We start from the raw sequence: 16,378 nt of genomic DNA on the forward strand, positions 1-16,378 counted from the left end.
ATATGATAAAATCAGAAGATTTAACCGCAACAGATCCAGCAGTTGATTCAAAAACAGCACCTTTAAAAGATAAATACGGCCGGGTAACCGACTATATTCGCATTTCAGTAACCGATCGCTGTCCATTACGCTGCGTTTACTGTATGCCAGAAGAAGGCTTGCCGTTTTTCCCAACTGAAAAAGTATTGTCTCAAGACGAAATTGTTAAAGTTGTTGAAAACTTCGCACGTCATGGAGTACATAGCGTGCGTTTAACCGGCGGCGAACCGCTGGTACGCACGGACATTGTTGATATCGTTCGGCGGGTCAAAGCCGTACCAGGTGTTGACGATGTGGCGATCACGACCAATGGTTTGGCATTACCAAAATATGCAAAAGCTTTAAAAGAAGCAGGGTTAGATCGGCTGAATATCAGTTTAGATACTTTTAAACCTGAAGAATATAAACGCATTACACGTGGCGGTAATATTAAACAAGTGCTTAAGGGCATCCAAGCTGCTTCCGAATTAGATTTTGAAGCGATTAAACTGAATGTCGTCTTGATTAAAGGCCAAAACGATGATGAAATTTTAGACTTTTTGAAATATACTATAGATCGTAAGGTTAATGTTCGGTTCATCGAATTTATGCCAATTGGGACGGATCAAAAAACTTGGCATAGTGAATATGTCAGTTTAGATTCTGTTTTTGAAACTTGCCGTCAAGAGAATCTGTCTTATCACAGTATTAAATCATTGACCGGTAACGGGCCATCTGACAATTATCAGATTCAAGGGGCAGTTGGTAGTTTTGGGTTGATCCACCCCATTAGCTGTCAATTTTGTGAAAATTGCAATCGCTTAAGAATCACAGCAGATGGTTATATTAAAGCTTGTCTGTACTGGGATGAAGAAATTAACATTCGTGATGTGATTTATGATGAACCTGCATTTGATCAATTAGTCCAAAAGGCTTTAAACACTAAGCCTGAGAACCATGAGATGGCGCTGGCACAGGCCGATCGTATTATTAACCATCAACCAACCTGGCGCCATATGAGTCAAATTGGAGGTTAGTACACATGGAAAACAGTAACAAAAAAGCGGCGACTATGGCGTTAGTCATGGGCACGCTAGCCATGCTTGTGTCTTTTATCGCATGGTCATCGTTGGCACCTTTAGCAACACAAATCACGCAAGATTTATCATTATCGGTTTCTCAAAAAACCTTTATGATTGCGACGCCGGTCTTATTAGGGTCAATCATGCGGATCCCGATGGGGTATTTGAGTGATCGTTACGGTGGTAAGAAGATGTACATCATTTTGATGATCTTCGTTTTAATTCCACTCTTCTTTATGCCAATGGCTTTAGCGAGTAAATCTTTTGGGATGGTTATCTTCTTAGCCTTCTTATTGGGGATGAGTGGCACCTCGTTTGCTATTGCAATTTCTTATATTACGGTTTGGTACCCACCAGAAAAACAAGGCCTCGTTTTAGGCATTGCTGGTGTGGGGAATATCGGGAATGCTATGGCAGCGTTATCACTACCAAAGATCTCTGAAGCAAAAGGTATGAGCGCAGTTTACTATTTCATCATGGCCCTATTAGTGATCATGATTATTTTATTCTTTTTCCTTTGTAAGGAAATGCCCGTTAACAAAAATAAGACATTGGGGCAAGCCTTTGTCGTGGCTAAAGAAAAGAATACTTGGCTATTATCATTATTTTATTTCTTAACATTCGGCTTGTTTGTGTCATTAAGTAACTTATTACCGGCTTTACTGGCAGACCAATTTGGGACAACACCCGTTAATGCTGGTTTATGGGCCGCTGCATTTGCTGCTTTAGCAACAGCAATTCGGCCGATCGGTGGGGCAATTTCAGATAAAGTTGATCCGATGAAATTGCTGGAACTATTATTTGTTGGCGTGACGATTATTGGTGTTTTGATGGCTTTGAGCTTAAGCAGCTTTGGTCTGTTTATGACAACGATTTTGATAATCGCGGTTTTGGCCGGTTTAGGAAATGGGGCCGTTTTCAAAATGGTGCCATCTGTTTCTAAAGGCAATACTGGTACGGTTACCGGTTTCGTTGGCGCAATTGGCGGCTTAGGCGGTTACTTCCCACCACTAATCATGGGAATTATCAAACAAAATACTGGCAGTTATCAACTCGGTTTTTATTTTCTAGCAGCAGTCGGTTTGATCTGTGCCGTGGTTTTGTACAGTGCCTTCATTAAGGGTGGCAAAGCCCACGCGTTATAATAAAGTAGTAATTTTTTAGGTGCTTGGCAAAGTTCAAACACAGCTGAGCATCTATTTTTGTTTTAAAAAAAATCATATACAAAAAACTTCATATCTAAAAAGAATAACCGGTGGGTTCGGATCACCAGTGGCTGTCCTAAATTCAGATCATTGAGAATTTAAAGCAACTGCGACAAAAGCTTCGATTTTTGTTGTAGTTGCTTTTAATTTTGTTATGGATAGAAAGGAATTAAATTGTGAAGGAATATATTGCCCACCAAAAGCACCATCGCTTGATTTTTATCGCGGCCTTGATCGGATTAGTTGTGATGATCGCTATCGCTTTGTGTCTTGGCCGCTATGTATTATCATTGTCCACGGTTTGGCGGGCATTGACTCATCCCTTCTGGTTAAACAGTCATCAGGCGATCACCACGCCGGAAATGATCGTTTGGCAGCTTCGGATGCCACGAATTTTAGGGGCTTGTTTAATCGGATTTGGGTTGAGTCTATCAGGCGGCGCATACCAGAGTATTTTTCAAAATCCTTTGGTATCACCAGATTTATTGGGGGTGACAACCGGTGCCTCGGTTGGGGCCGCACTAGCAATTTTATGGCAAGGTAACATCGTCACGATTGAAATTATGGCCTTTATTGTAGGGCTTGTAACGGTATTATTAACCATCCTAGTGCCGACTTTGATTCGAAGTGTCAACAATTTAACACTAGTTTTAGCAGGGATTGTCGTTGGTGGCTTTATGCAGGCGATCTTAGGCTTGCTGAAGTATTTGGCGGATCCAGACAGTCAATTACAAGATATTGTTTATTGGCAGTTGGGGAGTTTAGCTAAAGTGAATTACCATACTTTGGGGGCCACATTACCGGTCTTTATTATTGCCGGGGGGCTCTTATTGGCCTTACGTTTTCGATTAAATGTTTTATCTTTACGGCCGGCAGAAGCAATTGCTACAGGGGTCAACTTGAAACGAGAACGGTTATTGGTTATCTTATGTGCCACATTATTGACGGCAGCGTCAGTGGCCATTGCCGGTACAATTGGTTGGGTGGGGTTAATCATGCCCCATATTGCCAAATTATTAACCCAGCAGAATAACCAAAAAGCCTTACCGCTTATGGCCGTTTTAGGGGCTGTCTTTTTACTGTTAATTGACACCTTAGCCCGCAGCATTTCTGCTGGAGAAGTGCCATTAGGTATTTTAACTGGCTTAATTGGGACCCCATTTTTTATTGGTATTTTGTTCAAACAAAGAGGACGATTGTAATGGCAATTTTAGAAGTAAGCAATGTGCAATTTAATTATCCTAAAGGGCCGCAGTGCTTAGACCAGGTGAACTTGGCCTTAAATACTGGTGAAATTACAACGATTTTAGGACCCAATGGGGTGGGCAAATCCACTTTTTTACAGCTATTGTGTGGGCTATTGCAGCCGACTGGCGGTGAAATTACGTTAAATGGGTGTGCGATGGACAGTTTATCGCCAGCCAAACGGGCCCAGACCATCGCTTTAGTGCCGCAAATGAACCAAATTGCCGGTTTACCCTATACGGTTTTGGATTATTTACTGATGGGTAAAACGGCCAGCATGGGCTTGTTCCATAAGCCTCAGTCAGCAGATTATCAAGCGGCTGAAAAAGTATTGCAGCGGTTGAACTGCAGTCAGCTTTTGGAACGCTCTTGTGCCAGTCTTAGCGGTGGCCAACTACAGTTGGTGACCGTAGGCAAAGCCTTAATGCAAAAGCCCAAGTTATTATTGTTGGATGAACCCACAGCAGCACTGGATTATAAAAACCAAGTGGAAATTTTGCGCTTGTTAAAAGATCTGGCCCATAGCGGGTTAGCCATTGCCTTAACTTCCCATGATCCCAATCAAGCCATTTTGTTAGAAGACAGAGTAGCACTGTTAGATAAAACCGGACATTTACGGGTGGGGCCGATGACGACAATGATCTCTGCTGAAAACTTAAGTCAGATTTATGAAACGGATCTGACCGTAACCTTTGTACCAAATTGTCAACGTTTAGTTTGTACACTGATGATCTGAGGAGAAAATTCATTATGAAAAAATTCAAAAAAGTAATTTTGGGATTAGGCTTTGTCAGCCTTCTAGGCCTTGGCTTAACCACTGCACAACCAGCGCAAGCAGCCAGCACAAAAACCGTTACGGATATGACCGGTACCAAAGTCGAAATTCCTAAGAAAGTCAAAAAAGTTGCGGATCTTTGGCATGCCAACAATCAAGTTGTGTTACTATTAGGCGGTCAAAAGAAATTAGTGGCTACTACAGCCATGATCCAAAAACAACCTTGGTTTGCAGAAGTTTATCCAAACATCACTAAAGTCACTGCCCCTTATAATGGCACTGATTTACAAGTTGAAGAATTGGTTAAAACGAATCCAGACGTTGTGATTGCTTCGGATGATGCTACGATTCAAAAGGCTAAGGATGCGGGTATTCCAGCCGTGAATGCAATGTATCAAGATTTTGCTGGTTTGAAGAAATCCGTTACTTTAACGGCCAATGTTTTGGGTGGTAACGCACCAAAAATCGCTAAAACCTATAACAAAGAACTAAATAGCAACATCAAGTATGTTAAAAAGAATGTCACGACTAAGAAGTCAAAACCAAAAGTGTTACATATCGTTGGAGCCACTGATTTATTAAAAGTTGACGGCACAAAATCTATTGTTGATGAATGGATCAAAGCTGCTGGCGGTCAAAATGCCATTAAAGCAGAAGGCAATATGATCACCACAACCGCTGAAGAAATCACAAAGAGTAATCCAGACATTATTATTGTGGGCCAAACAACAACTAAAGCCGCTCGTGAAGCACTAAAAAATGATGAACGGTTTGCTAATTTAAAAGCTGTTAAAAATAATAAAGTCTATGGTAACCCAACTGGGACCTTTGCCTGGGATCGTTACAGTGCTGAAGAAGCATTGCAAGTTTTGTGGGTTGCGAAATTATTGCATCCAAAAGACATGAAGAACGTCGACATGAACAAAAAGACACGACAATTCTATCAAAAATACTATAATTATGATTTAACAAAAGCCCAAGCTAAATTAATTTTAGCTGGCGAAAATCCAAAAGCTTAGTGAGGGTATCCGATGCTAAAAGTAAATGCACAAGAGTTCTTAAAGATTGATTACAACAATATTTCACTGAAGACATCTGGTTTTTATGCGGCACCAGAAAGTGACGCCCAAGTTCGACAACAACTTTTTGAAACATTACAGGCCCTGTTCAAGCAGGAACCAGCAGATACATTTTTTGCGTTGTCGATGATGTTAACGATGGGCGAAATTATGATCGCGCCTTTAGGGGTTTTAGACTTAGAAGCGGTTAAACAATTTGGTGCCAATCAACAATTGGATTACACTGCATTAACACCGGAAGATCAGTTAGAATGGCCTTTAGCCGTGCGTTTTATTTCACACACACCAGATGCGGACAGCCAAGAAACAACGGTGGCTTCTGGGTTGGAATTAAAGGCAGATTTTGCCCAGGCTTTTGAAGCTTTGTGGGCTGCGGTTAAACAATATTTAGATTTGAATCAGACAACAATGACTAAGATGTTAGCCACGTTAATTGAAGACAGTACTCAAGTTGAAGGCGATTTTTATCAAGAACTTTCAAAATTAGATGCGAAACAACGGGCTGAAAAAGTAGGTTTTGAGTTAGCTGATGGGGAAGTCACCCAGTTTACAAAATATATGAGTGATTCCCACGAAGTCATGAATATTGTCCGTTCAGCCGCTGATTTTGTTAAAAGTGAACTCGTTCAAGATCAAGCTTTTGCGCAAATTTTCAATGATGCCCATTACCGCAGTACTTATTATTGGGTGCTAGATAATACTTTTTATGAATTGTATTATTATTACATTCAAAAATATAGTGCGGACAGCAAAGTTGAAAAATACTTGAAGCACCGAGAAGCTGACTGGCTAACACAGATGCGGCAAACCGCATTAAAAGGGTCGCAGCAAGTTAGTGAGCAGCCAAAAGCCAATCTAAATCCGGATGTGGCCGCATTGTTTGACCATATTTTCTTACCGTTAAATGAAAAAATTCTAACGGGTATCTTTGGGTTTGATGATGAAAATTCCCATAAATAATAGTATTTTCAAATTTATTTGCTATAATTTATAATGTACGATTAATTTAGGGGGCTTTTCTATGTCAAGAACAATTGGTGTGATTGGTTTAGGTCACGTTGGGATTACAACGTCATTTAATATTTTAACGAAAGGCTTAGCGGATACTTTAGTCATTTTTGATACTAAAGCGGGGCTAGCTGAAGCAGAAAGCTATGATTTACGGGATGCTTTAGGCGGTTTGAACACGTATACTGAAGTGCTCTATAATGATTACGCTGCTTTAAAAGAAGCCGATGTGGTGATTTTTGCCGCTGGGGATATTAGCGCAATTTTGGGTGGCGATCGTAATAGTGAGATCAAAACTTCGAAATTAGCGGTGGATCAAGTTAGTCCGCAGCTAAACGCTTCTGGTTTCCATGGCGTTTTGATTGATATTAGTAATCCGTGTGACGTTATTACCACGTATTGGCAAGAAAAATTAAACTTACCAAAAACACAAATCTTTGGTACTGGGACAGCGTTAGATACTTACCGCATGCGGCGTTCAGTGGCTGATACGCTGGATGTTAATGTGGATGATGTCCGTGGCTTTAGTATTGGGGAACATGGTGAAACCCAATTTCCAGCTTGGTCAACAGTCCGCGTGAATAATCAACCGATCTTAGAAATGGATGGGATAGATTATGATGGCCTATCTGAAGCTGCACGCTTAGGCGGTTGGAAGATTTTTAATGAGAAACACTACACCGCTTATGGGATCGCAACCATCGCCACAGAATTGGCGCTTGCGGTTTGCAGTGATGCCAAACGCGTTTTTCCAGTCACTTGTTTTGATGAAGATTATGGTTTTTGCATTGGCCATCCAGCAGTTGTTGGCCGCAAAGGTATTTTGTCAAATCCACCAATGACCTTGACGGATGATGAAAAGCAAAAATATGCTAAAACAGCACAATCTATTAAAGATACGTATGATAAATTAAAAGCATTAGATTAAGTTGATAAGCTGACCAAACAATGCCTTGAAGCATCTGTCACTTATGAACTTGTAATATGTAAAAAAGAATCATTCGCCTTAAAAGCATAGCCGCTTTTAGGACGGATGATTCTTTTTTGTGTTAAGCGCCGGTGGCTAAACCATCATGGATATGAGTTAAGTTCCATTGCATCATATCATAATAAGTGTCACCAGCTTGGCCTTTTTTAGCCAGAGAATCGGTGAAAACTTTAGAATAGATTTTTAAGCCAGTTTCAGCGGCAACTTGATTCATAGATTTTGGTGAAACAGAAGCTTCAACGAATAAATGTGCGGGTTCATATTGATGGACAGTAGCTAAGACCGCCTTCATTTGTTCAGGAGTACCTTGAGCTTCAGTATTAATTTCCCAAATATAAGCTGGGGTAATTTGATAAGCACTTGAGAAGTATTTAAAAGCACCTTCGGAAGTTACTAAGAGCCGTTGATTTTCAGGAATGTCTAAGAATTTAGATTTGGCGGTGTCATGCAGTTTTTGCAGTTTGGCAATATAAGCAGCACTATTTTTAGCGTAGGCCGCTTGATGCTTAGGATCTTTTTGCTGCAGCACTTTAGTCATTGTCTGAACGTATTTGATCCCGTTAGTTAAATCCAACCAAGCATGGGGATCTTTTTCATTTTTGTTAGTTGTCAGATAAAGTGGTTTAACCGTTTCGCTGGCCGCAAAAACTTCTTTGCCATTGGTTTTGTTGGCCGTTTCAATAAGTTTTTTGAACCAGCCATTACCACCAGTCTCTAAGTTCAAACCGTTATGGAAAATCACATCAGCATGGGTGGTTTTGGCAATGTCTGTTGGCTGAGGATCGTATTCGTGAGGATCCACGCCACGTTTCACAATACTGTAGACGTCAACGTTTTTACCGCCGACTTGCTGAACCATATCTTCTAAAATAGAATTTGTCGTGACAACTTGCAGTTTATCGCTATTGCTGGCAATCGCCTGGGCATCGCGTTGATTTAAAAAGGTAAACACACCGGCGAAGAGTAAACCAATACCGATGAAGGTAATAATCAGGCGTTTAAGCATCTAATTCCTCCTTTAAAGTCACAGCAGCTGGGGCTGTTTTAGGCTTTTGTTTGAATAAAAGGCCTTGCTTTGGTGAAACCACAAAGGAGATCCCGAAGATAATCGCCGATACTAAGACGATGGCAGGCCCTGACGCCCAGTTAAAGGTATAACTAGCATAAAGACCGCCGACTGCAGCAACAATGCCTAAAGACGCTGATAAGAGTAATAAAACATGCATCCGGTCCGTCCATAAGAAGGCAGTGGCTGCTGGGGTAATCAACATCGCGACCACTAAGATGATACCTACCGTCTGCAATGCTGAGACGGTGACTAAAGTTAAAACAATCATCAAGCTGTAATGAACGAGGGTTGTATTCAGCCCATAAGTTTTGGCGTAAGTTTCATCAAAAGAAGTGACGAGCAGTTCTTTATAGAAGACAACTACGAATAAAATGACAATGGCTAAAACGACAGTCGTGCTGATTAAATCATTGTCACTTACGGCCAAAACATTACCGAATAAAATATGATGCAAGTTAGTGGCACTTTCTGCCAACGAAATTAGAATAAAGCCTAATGCGTAAAACGCACTGAAAATAACGCCGATGGAAGTATCCGTCTTTAATTTACTATGGGTTGCCACAAAACCAATTAAAATAGCTGCTAGCACCCCGAAAATGGAAGCGCCGATTAATAAATTCAAGTTAAACATAAAGGCAACGGCCACACCTGGCAGCACGGCATGCGAAACCGCATCGCCCATTAAGGACATCCCTCTTAAAATAATGAAACTACCGATCAAACCGGACATAATGCCCACCATAGTGGCGGTAATCATAGCCGTCTGTAAAAAATCATATTTACCCATGGCCTCAATAAAATTTAAAATACTGGTCACGAAGCAGAACCCACTTTCTTTGTATCGTCAAAAAGGACAGCAGAGAGATCAGCACTAAAAGCTTGCTGAATATTTTCCGGGGTATAAGTTTGGGCAACTGACCCGCTGGCAACGATGCCGTGATTCAAAATTACTAAATTATCAAAGTAATCAAAGACTTTATTTAAATCATGATGGACGACAATAATCGTTTTGCCTTCATCTCGCCAATATTTGATGATCGCCATAATATCGCGCTCACTCTTAATATCAATACCGACAAAAGGTTCATCTAATATAATAATATCGGCTTCTTGAGCAATGGCCCGAGCCACAAAGACCCGCTGTAATTGGCCACCGGAAAGATTGCCGATTTGGCGATCTTGGTAATCTAATAAGTTCACTTGGTCTAAAGCCGTGTAGGCGATTTGTTTCTCAGCATTGCCTGGAACTTTGAACAAGCCTAATTTGCCATAAGTGCCGGTGAGAACAACATCAAATACATTGATGGGGAAAGTTAAATCTAAAGCTTTGCGCTGTTCCACATAGGCAATCTTATTGCTGACTTTTTTGATCTTTTGGCCATCGATTAAGACACTGCCGGATCTTTTGGGGATCAAGTTCAATAAGCCTTTGATCAAAGTGGATTTACCAGCCCCGTTAGGACCAATAATTCCGGTAATTTTGCCGCTTTCAAAAGTCACATCAAGGGCTTCAAAAACGGGCGAATTATCATAAGCCACCGTTAGGTTTTTGATTTCAAGCATTAAATGCCTCCTATTTATATTCTTAGGTGTCATTAACATTTTTCTTAATAGAATGTTATAGGAATTATTTAGATTTGTCAATTAATATTAGAAAAAACTTTTAAATTCAAAAAGTTAATAATTATAATTATATTTATATTCAGTAAATTCGTTCACAAAAAAACAAATATTTACCCTTATAAAATGGGGGTAAGTGGATTCACTATAAATTGGAAATAATTCTTTAAAATATTGCAGATTATGACTTTAAAAGGTAGAATTGAGGTGGTGAAAGCGTTTTTTGAATAACGCAAGTTTATTACATAAGGAGTAATTCATATGGAAAATGTGCAACAATTAACAAAAACAATTCAATCTATTGGTTGTAATGACCGTCGCTTGGAACGCTTTGAAAATCTTTATCCATTACCTAATGGCATCAGTTATAATTCCTATTTTATTGATGATGAAAAAACAGCTATCATTGATACGGTAGATTCCAGCGTTACTTTGCAATATTTGGAAAATATCAAATTTGCTTTACATGGCCGGGATTTGGATTATTTAGTTGTGAATCATATGGAACCAGATCATTGTGCCAATATTGTTGAAATTGCCAAACTCTATCCGAATTTCAAATTAGTGGGCAATAAAAAGACATTACAGTTCTTTGAACAGTTTTATCCAGAAACCGATTTAAGTGCGAATTATATGTTGGTTAAAAATGGGGCGACCTTATCTTTAGGCCAACATCAATTAACCTTCATGCTGGCACCAATGGTTCACTGGCCAGAAGTTATGTTCACGTATGAAAGTACCGAAAAAATCTTGTTCTCTGCAGATGCCTTTGGGACTTTTGGCGCAATGAACGGGAACTTGTTTACGGATGAATTAGATTATGAACAGCTTTATGGGGATGAATCTCGGCGTTATTATACAAATATTGTGGGTAAATATGGCCCGCAAGTGACGAAAGCTTTGAAAAAAGCCAGTGACTTTGATATTGCGATGATTGCGCCATTACATGGGCCTGTTTGGCGGACAAACCATAACTATATTTTGGATCGTTATAAAGCTTGGTCTAGCTATACACCTGAAAAATCTGGGGTAGTTGTCCCTTATGCTTCCGCGTACGGGAACACAGCCTCTGCAGTGGACTACTTAGTAGCACAATTATCCGCTCAAGGCATCCAAGATATTCGGGTATATGATGTTTCTAAAACCCATCCTTCTTATGTCATTGCAGATATTTTCAAATATAGTCACGTTATCTTTGCGGCCTCCACTTATAACTTAGCCTTATATCCATCGATGAGTGCTTTATTAGATGAAATGACTATTTTGGATATTAAAGATCGTAAATATGCGTTGATCGGTAATGGTAGCTGGGCACCAATGGCCACAAAACATATGGTTGATTTCTTTGAAACACAAAAGAACTGGACAAACTTAGCAGAACCAATCACGATTACCACCGCTTTGACTAAAGAACATCAAGCTGAATTTGATGCTTTAGCTAAAACAGTTGCAGATTCGATTAAAGCAGAAACTGAAAAATAGTTACTAAATTTATGTACAAAAATAGCCGTTACTTTCGATATAGAAGAAAGCAGCGGCTATTTTTGCGACTTAAGCTTGATGTCGAATGTTTAACCAGCAACTGATTAAAAGACCTAAGAAAATTAGAAGGTACGTTAGATCACTATACGTTTGGGTGGAAAAAGCTGGGATAAATAGTAAAACTAAGAATAAGACGTTTAGGCCTAAGGTACCTAAAAATACAGGTGATTTGGCACGCGTTGCTGTTGACGCAGTTTGGGTCATTGGTGTGGTTTTAAGCACAAGGACTAAGGCAATCAATAAACAGATTGTGCCAAGGGCCAGGCCGATCAAAAGTCGCGGACTGGCAACAGGTTGAGAAAAATAACCGAGCCAGCTGAAAAGAATAATAACAATAAGCGTAATGCTAGAAGTCGCTTTACGAGCAGTCATGGGAACACCTCCGATAATTATTTTAAAATAAGAATAATTGCTGTACCTACAGATTATCATAAATTGAGGTTGCGTCAATGAAAAAAAATTATCATTTTTTCAGATTACGGCTATGCTGGAAAATTTGGAAATGACTTTCAAAATATTTGGCGGAAGGTTTTTAATAATAAGTAATTGACACCTAAAATTAAAACAACACAACACTGGATTAAAGTCCTATGATAAATTCGCAGAAGTTGTTGAAAAAAGTGTTTGATTTCCATACAATAAGGCTAGCTTTTTACATGAGTACACGTGAGGATACAGCGTGTATTTTTTTTGGAAAAATTGGAAGAAGGGTGGCTACTTTTTGCAAAAGCAGGGGTTATCATTGAAATGGTTATTGGTAGGTTCGTTAATTACCAATACGGGCATTAGTTTTATTTGGCCGTTGACGACCATTTATATGCACGAATATTTGGGGAAACCGTTAACCGCAGCGGGGATTGTATTATTTATTAATTCCATTGTCATGATTGTCGGCAATTATGTCGGTGGTTATTTGTTTGATCGTTGGCAGCCGTATAAGACAATTTTGGTGGGCATCACGATTAATGTTTTATCGGCTTTGATTTTGACCTTCTTCCATGGTTGGCCCAGTTATGCCATCTTTTTGATTATTTTAAGTTTTGGTAACGGGATTGTGGGGACGAGTATTAATGCGTTTGCGACGTTGGTTCAAAATCGCCGAGCCAGCTATGTCTTTAATGTGCTTTATTTCATGAGTAATTTAGGCCTGGTTATCGGAACCTTAGTGGTGGGCTTAGTATTGCCGTTTGGGATTGAATATATTTTTGCTTTAGCGACAGGGTTATTTGTCATTTTTTGGCTCGTTGCGGCTTTGAAATTTAAGGTGACCACTGCTAAGAAACGGCGGAAACAAACTCGGGAAGCGCAAAAAATTCCACGGCAAAGTGCCAATCAAATTATTGGTCTGCTGATCGTTTTTGTAATTGCTTGGGTGGTTTATGAACAGTGGCAGAGTAATATTTCTGCGTTTATGATTAGTCATCAGATGACGGTGAAGGATTATAGTTTTGTCTGGACGTTTAATGCCATTGTTATTGTCGTTTTCCAGCCAGTGTTAACGCACTTTGATAATTGGTTATACGCACATATCCGATCACGACTGAATGTGGGCTTTTTATTATTCGGCTCTTCTTTTGTGATTTTAATGTTTGCCCATCAATATTGGCATTTCTTACTCGCCATGGGGGTATTGACGTTAGGTGAAATTCTAGCGTTTCCAGGTGTTTCAACTTATGTGGATGGCCTAGTCCCCGAATCTCAGCGGGGCCGATATCAAGGTATTGTGAATGCGGCGGCTTCTTTTGGTCGGGCAGTGGGGCCGTTAATTGGCGCATGGGTCATTGAATTTAGTTCGTATCATGTTTTATTCTTCGGCTGCGTTTTAGTCTTATTGCTCTTTTTGGCAAGTTTTAATCTATTTACGCAACGTAAACAAGCGGAACTTTAATTTTTTTGAGTTTATCTAAAAAAAATTTAGTTTTGTGTTTTAAAATTGGTCGATCCTCGGTATAATGAGGATAGTTTCGTCAGCTCACTTAGCGGTTTGACCTTGCTTAAGTGAGTTTTTTGATGGCTTTTTTAATTAATTATCGGAAGGTGGCGATCACTTGCAAAAGCAGGGATTAGCTTTGAAATGGCTGCTGTTAGGCGCCTTGATTACCAATACGGGCATTAGTGCCATTTGGCCGTTGACCACAATTTATATGCACGAATATTTACATAAATCTTTGACGGCCGCCGGCATTGTGTTGTTTATCAATTCAATTGTGATGGTGGGCGGCAACTATTTAGGCGGTTACTTGTTTGATCGCTGGCAACCTTATCGCACTTTGTTGACGGGGATTACGATTAATGTTTTCGCAACTTTAATTTTGATTTTTTTCCATGGCTGGCCCAGTTATGCAATTTTTTTAGTCATTTTAAGTTTTGGAAACGGTATCGTAGGGACGAGTATTACGGCTTTTGCGACGATGGTCAAAAATCAGCAATCCAGTTATGTTTTTAATGTTTTGTACTTCATGAATAATATTGGGATTGTTTTTGGTACGTTGATTGTTGGGTTTGTACTGCCATTTGGCATTCAATATATTTTCATGTTGTCCATGCTGCTGTTTATTTTATTCTGGATTGTCGCCGCATTGAAATTCAATGTGTTACCTGAAAGAAAACGTAAAAAATACGATAAAGGGCCGGCACAATTGCCGAAACAAAATAAGCATCAAATTATCGGTTTAATGTTAGTCTTTATTGTTGCCTGGATTATTTATGCGCAATGGCAGAGTACGATTTCAGCCTTTATGGTCAGTCACGGGATGACGGTGAAAGATTATAGCTTTGTCTGGACGTTTAATGCGATTGTTGTTGTGACTTTCCAACCGGTTTTGACGCACTTTGATGCCTTTTTATACCGGCATATTAAAGCCCGGCTAAACGTAGGCTTTTTACTATTTGCCACCGGTTTTGTGGTGTTGATTTTTGCTAAAGAATATTGGCATTTCTTGTTGTCCATGGGGATTTTAACGTTAGGTGAAATTTCAGCTTTTCCCAGTGTATCAACTTATGTGGATAGTCTCGTTTATGAATCTCAACGCGGCCGTTTTCAAGGGATTGTCAATGCGGCAGCTTCCTTTGGTCGGGCAGTGGGGCCGTTAGTGGGGGCGCAAGTGATCGCGTTAAGTTCTTATCACAGTTTATTTGTGGGCTGTGTTGTGGCATTAGTCGTCTTTTTATTAAATTTCGATATCATTCTGCGGCGTTCAAGGACGCAAAAGCTTTAGCAAGATTAGAATTGCGTTAAAATATTATTTGACAGTTTTATAAAGCCAGTGCTATATTAAGACCATTAAATTTAAGGAGTTTTTGAAAATGATTTTAAACACAACAACAACGCGATATTATTGGTTTAGCTAGCCTGTAGGTGGTCATTGATGTGATCTCTTACAGGAGATCATGTCTATGATGTAGCTAAACGTTGTTTGAATCGAATCAAAAACCAACGGTAGACCTCATAGATGAAGGCTTTATGTACATTCATCCATGGGGTCTTTTTGACCCTTAAATCAAAAATACAGGTGAAAAGACAGGAGAAAGTTGAAAATGGTAATTGATGCAAAAACAAAATTATATGGTCTGCTGGCCCATCCCTGTCAGCACAGTATGTCCCCTTTAATGCATAATACGGCCTTTGCCCATCATCAGTTGAATAGTACTTATCTGGCGTTTGACGTGTTGCCGGAAAACATTGAAGCCGCTTTGGCTGGAATGCGGGCCATGGGGGTAGCCGGGGTAAATTTATCCATGCCGCTAAAAACCGCGGTGTTACCGTATTTAGATGACATCGAACCGGCAGCCAAGCTCATCGGTGCCGTTAATACGATCAAAAATGATCACGGCCGGTTAACGGGCTATAATACGGATGGGTTAGGGCTGCTCCAGGCTTTAGCGCCAGAATTTGAACCTAAAGGCGCCCAAATTGCAATTTTAGGGGCCGGCGGGGCGGCTAAATCGGTAGCGGTGCATTGTGCCTTAGCCGGGGTTAAAAAAATAACGATTTTTAATCGGCATATCGGCCCAGGCAGCAGAGCAGATGCGTTGCAGCAATTATTAGCCACCGGGACTGAGGCAGAAGTTGAAGTTTATGCCTTAGACAACACGGCACAATTAAAGCAGACGTTGGGTCAAGTGGCCTTGTTAGTGAATGCGACGAACTTAGGGATGGGGACTTATGAAGGCCAAAGCCCATTGCCGACACCCGCTGTTTTTTCTAAGGACATTATTGTCTTTGATATGATCTACGCCCCTCGAGAAACAGCACTTTTGAAATCAGCCCGGGCGGCAGGGTTAACTCGGGTACATAATGGTATTGGGATGTTAATCCAACAAGGGGCTGCCGCATTTAAAATTTGGACGGGTGAAGAGATGCCCATTAGTTTAGTCAAAGAAAAGTTAGAATTAAATTAAAATATAATTTGACACTTGCTCATATGGGTGTTATATTAAGAACATCAAATTTAAGGAGTTTTTAATTATGCAAAGACAACAATCTTGGAACGCAACTCGATATTACTGGTTTAGCTAGCCTGTAGGTGATCATGGATATGATCTCTTACAGGAGATCATGTCTATGATGATAGCTAAACATTGTTTGCGTATAATTAAAAACAAACGGCTACCACATAGATGAAGGATGAGGAATTATTCAGCTATGTGGTATTTTTGTATCTTTAGAGTCCTCGGACACTACTGATTTTAGATATCCTAATGGCTGAATGAGCTGTTAGGATTTTTTATTTGATTAAGGGCCAGT

15 protein-coding genes are annotated in these 16,378 nt (G+C 40.0%); 11 read left to right on the forward strand and 4 right to left on the reverse strand.

The genetic code is table 11. From position 1 onward, the window contains the following. Positions 1 to 2 precede the first annotated feature (2 nt). From moaA to EKM93_RS07085, 7 genes are all read left to right on the forward strand, one after another. Positions 3 to 1,055: a GTP 3',8-cyclase MoaA gene (moaA, locus tag EKM93_RS07055; protein ID WP_125714421.1), complete on the forward strand. Its 1,053-nt coding sequence runs from the start codon at positions 3 to 5 to the stop codon at positions 1,053 to 1,055. A gap of 5 nt (positions 1,056 to 1,060) precedes the next feature. Beyond that, positions 1,061 to 2,245: a nitrate/nitrite transporter gene (locus EKM93_RS07060; protein WP_125714423.1), complete on the forward strand. Its 1,185-nt coding sequence runs from the start codon at positions 1,061 to 1,063 to the stop codon at positions 2,243 to 2,245. Between the two features lie 308 nt (positions 2,246 to 2,553). Then, a complete protein-coding gene (locus EKM93_RS07065) occupies positions 2,554 to 3,507 on the forward strand; it encodes a FecCD family ABC transporter permease (RefSeq protein WP_125714534.1) in 954 nt (317 codons plus the stop codon). Further along, the gene (locus EKM93_RS07070; protein ID WP_125714425.1) at positions 3,507 to 4,286 is read left to right on the forward strand and encodes an ABC transporter ATP-binding protein; all 780 of its coding nucleotides are present in this window, start codon (positions 3,507 to 3,509) and stop codon (positions 4,284 to 4,286) included. The genes EKM93_RS07065 and EKM93_RS07070 overlap by 1 nt, the downstream gene beginning before the upstream one ends. Before the next feature lie 14 nt (positions 4,287 to 4,300). Further along, the gene (locus EKM93_RS07075; RefSeq protein ID WP_125714427.1) at positions 4,301 to 5,344 is read left to right on the forward strand and encodes an ABC transporter substrate-binding protein; all 1,044 of its coding nucleotides are present in this window, start codon (positions 4,301 to 4,303) and stop codon (positions 5,342 to 5,344) included. Positions 5,345 to 5,356: 12 nt separating this feature from the next. Then, entirely contained in the window at positions 5,357 to 6,364 is a 1,008-nt protein-coding gene (locus EKM93_RS07080; RefSeq protein WP_125714429.1) for a hypothetical protein, read from the forward strand. A gap of 61 nt (positions 6,365 to 6,425) precedes the next feature. Then, complete coding sequence (locus EKM93_RS07085; protein ID WP_125714431.1) at positions 6,426 to 7,340, forward strand: lactate/malate family dehydrogenase; 915 nt, start codon at positions 6,426 to 6,428, stop codon at positions 7,338 to 7,340. Positions 7,341 to 7,461: 121 nt separating this feature from the next. Here the strand turns inward: EKM93_RS07085 and EKM93_RS07090 are convergent, their stop codons facing one another. From EKM93_RS07090 to EKM93_RS07100, 3 genes are read right to left on the reverse strand one after another with little or no spacing between them, the layout of a single operon-like run. Next, positions 7,462 to 8,406, reverse strand: coding sequence for a metal ABC transporter solute-binding protein, Zn/Mn family (locus EKM93_RS07090; RefSeq protein WP_125714433.1), 945 nt, complete (start codon positions 8,404 to 8,406; stop codon positions 7,462 to 7,464). Beyond that, positions 8,399 to 9,286, reverse strand: a complete 888-nt coding sequence (locus tag EKM93_RS07095; RefSeq protein WP_125714435.1) for a metal ABC transporter permease — start codon at positions 9,284 to 9,286, stop codon at positions 8,399 to 8,401. The genes EKM93_RS07090 and EKM93_RS07095 overlap by 8 nt, the downstream gene beginning before the upstream one ends. Beyond that, positions 9,283 to 10,032: a metal ABC transporter ATP-binding protein gene (locus tag EKM93_RS07100; protein WP_125714437.1), complete on the reverse strand. Its 750-nt coding sequence runs from the start codon at positions 10,030 to 10,032 to the stop codon at positions 9,283 to 9,285. Before EKM93_RS07100 ends, EKM93_RS07095 begins: the two co-directional genes overlap by 4 nt. A 318-nt stretch (positions 10,033 to 10,350) precedes the next feature. Here EKM93_RS07100 and EKM93_RS07105 point away from each other — a divergent pair, with 318 nt between their 5' ends. Beyond that, positions 10,351 to 11,571, forward strand: a complete 1,221-nt coding sequence (locus EKM93_RS07105) for an FprA family A-type flavoprotein (protein WP_125714439.1) — start codon at positions 10,351 to 10,353, stop codon at positions 11,569 to 11,571. 69 nt (positions 11,572 to 11,640) lie between these two features. Here EKM93_RS07105 and EKM93_RS07110 read toward each other — a convergent pair whose 3' ends face one another. Beyond that, positions 11,641 to 12,003: a hypothetical protein gene (locus EKM93_RS07110; protein ID WP_125714441.1), complete on the reverse strand. Its 363-nt coding sequence runs from the start codon at positions 12,001 to 12,003 to the stop codon at positions 11,641 to 11,643. Between the two features lie 349 nt (positions 12,004 to 12,352). Here EKM93_RS07110 and EKM93_RS07115 point away from each other — a divergent pair, with 349 nt between their 5' ends. The 3 genes from EKM93_RS07115 to aroE all read left to right on the forward strand — a co-directional run bounded on the left by EKM93_RS07115 (position 12,353) and on the right by aroE (position 16,032). Next, positions 12,353 to 13,519 (forward strand): MDR family MFS transporter, encoded by a 1,167-nt coding sequence (locus tag EKM93_RS07115; RefSeq protein ID WP_125714443.1) that lies wholly within the window; start codon positions 12,353 to 12,355, stop codon positions 13,517 to 13,519. A gap of 160 nt (positions 13,520 to 13,679) precedes the next feature. Beyond that, positions 13,680 to 14,849 (forward strand): MDR family MFS transporter, encoded by a 1,170-nt coding sequence (locus tag EKM93_RS07120; RefSeq protein WP_125714445.1) that lies wholly within the window; start codon positions 13,680 to 13,682, stop codon positions 14,847 to 14,849. Between the two features lie 319 nt (positions 14,850 to 15,168). Next, positions 15,169 to 16,032, forward strand: coding sequence for a shikimate dehydrogenase (gene aroE, locus EKM93_RS07125; RefSeq protein WP_125714447.1), 864 nt, complete (start codon positions 15,169 to 15,171; stop codon positions 16,030 to 16,032). Positions 16,033 to 16,378: the final 346 nt, after the last annotated feature.

This window comes from Agrilactobacillus yilanensis, from assembly GCF_003946725.1.
GTDB lineage: Bacteria > Bacillota > Bacilli > Lactobacillales > Lactobacillaceae > Agrilactobacillus > Agrilactobacillus yilanensis.

What these genes read in the sequence shown, in the direction of transcription:
- EKM93_RS07065 (WP_125714534.1), top strand. Translation starts at nt 2,554, where the DNA reads ATGATCGCTATCGCTTTGTGTCTTGGCCGCTATGTATTATCATTGTCC.
- EKM93_RS07110 (WP_125714441.1), bottom strand. Translation starts at nt 12,003, where the DNA reads ATGACTGCTCGTAAAGCGACTTCTAGCATTACGCTTATTGTTATTATT.
- moaA (WP_125714421.1), top strand. Translation starts at nt 3, where the DNA reads ATGATAAAATCAGAAGATTTAACCGCAACAGATCCAGCAGTTGATTCA.
- aroE (WP_125714447.1), top strand. Translation starts at nt 15,169, where the DNA reads ATGGTAATTGATGCAAAAACAAAATTATATGGTCTGCTGGCCCATCCC.
- EKM93_RS07075 (WP_125714427.1), top strand. Translation starts at nt 4,301, where the DNA reads ATGAAAAAATTCAAAAAAGTAATTTTGGGATTAGGCTTTGTCAGCCTT.
- EKM93_RS07090 (WP_125714433.1), bottom strand. Translation starts at nt 8,406, where the DNA reads ATGCTTAAACGCCTGATTATTACCTTCATCGGTATTGGTTTACTCTTC.
- EKM93_RS07100 (WP_125714437.1), bottom strand. Translation starts at nt 10,032, where the DNA reads ATGCTTGAAATCAAAAACCTAACGGTGGCTTATGATAATTCGCCCGTT.
- EKM93_RS07080 (WP_125714429.1), top strand. Translation starts at nt 5,357, where the DNA reads ATGCTAAAAGTAAATGCACAAGAGTTCTTAAAGATTGATTACAACAAT.
- EKM93_RS07105 (WP_125714439.1), top strand. Translation starts at nt 10,351, where the DNA reads ATGGAAAATGTGCAACAATTAACAAAAACAATTCAATCTATTGGTTGT.
- EKM93_RS07070 (WP_125714425.1), top strand. Translation starts at nt 3,507, where the DNA reads ATGGCAATTTTAGAAGTAAGCAATGTGCAATTTAATTATCCTAAAGGG.
- EKM93_RS07085 (WP_125714431.1), top strand. Translation starts at nt 6,426, where the DNA reads ATGTCAAGAACAATTGGTGTGATTGGTTTAGGTCACGTTGGGATTACA.
- EKM93_RS07060 (WP_125714423.1), top strand. Translation starts at nt 1,061, where the DNA reads ATGGAAAACAGTAACAAAAAAGCGGCGACTATGGCGTTAGTCATGGGC.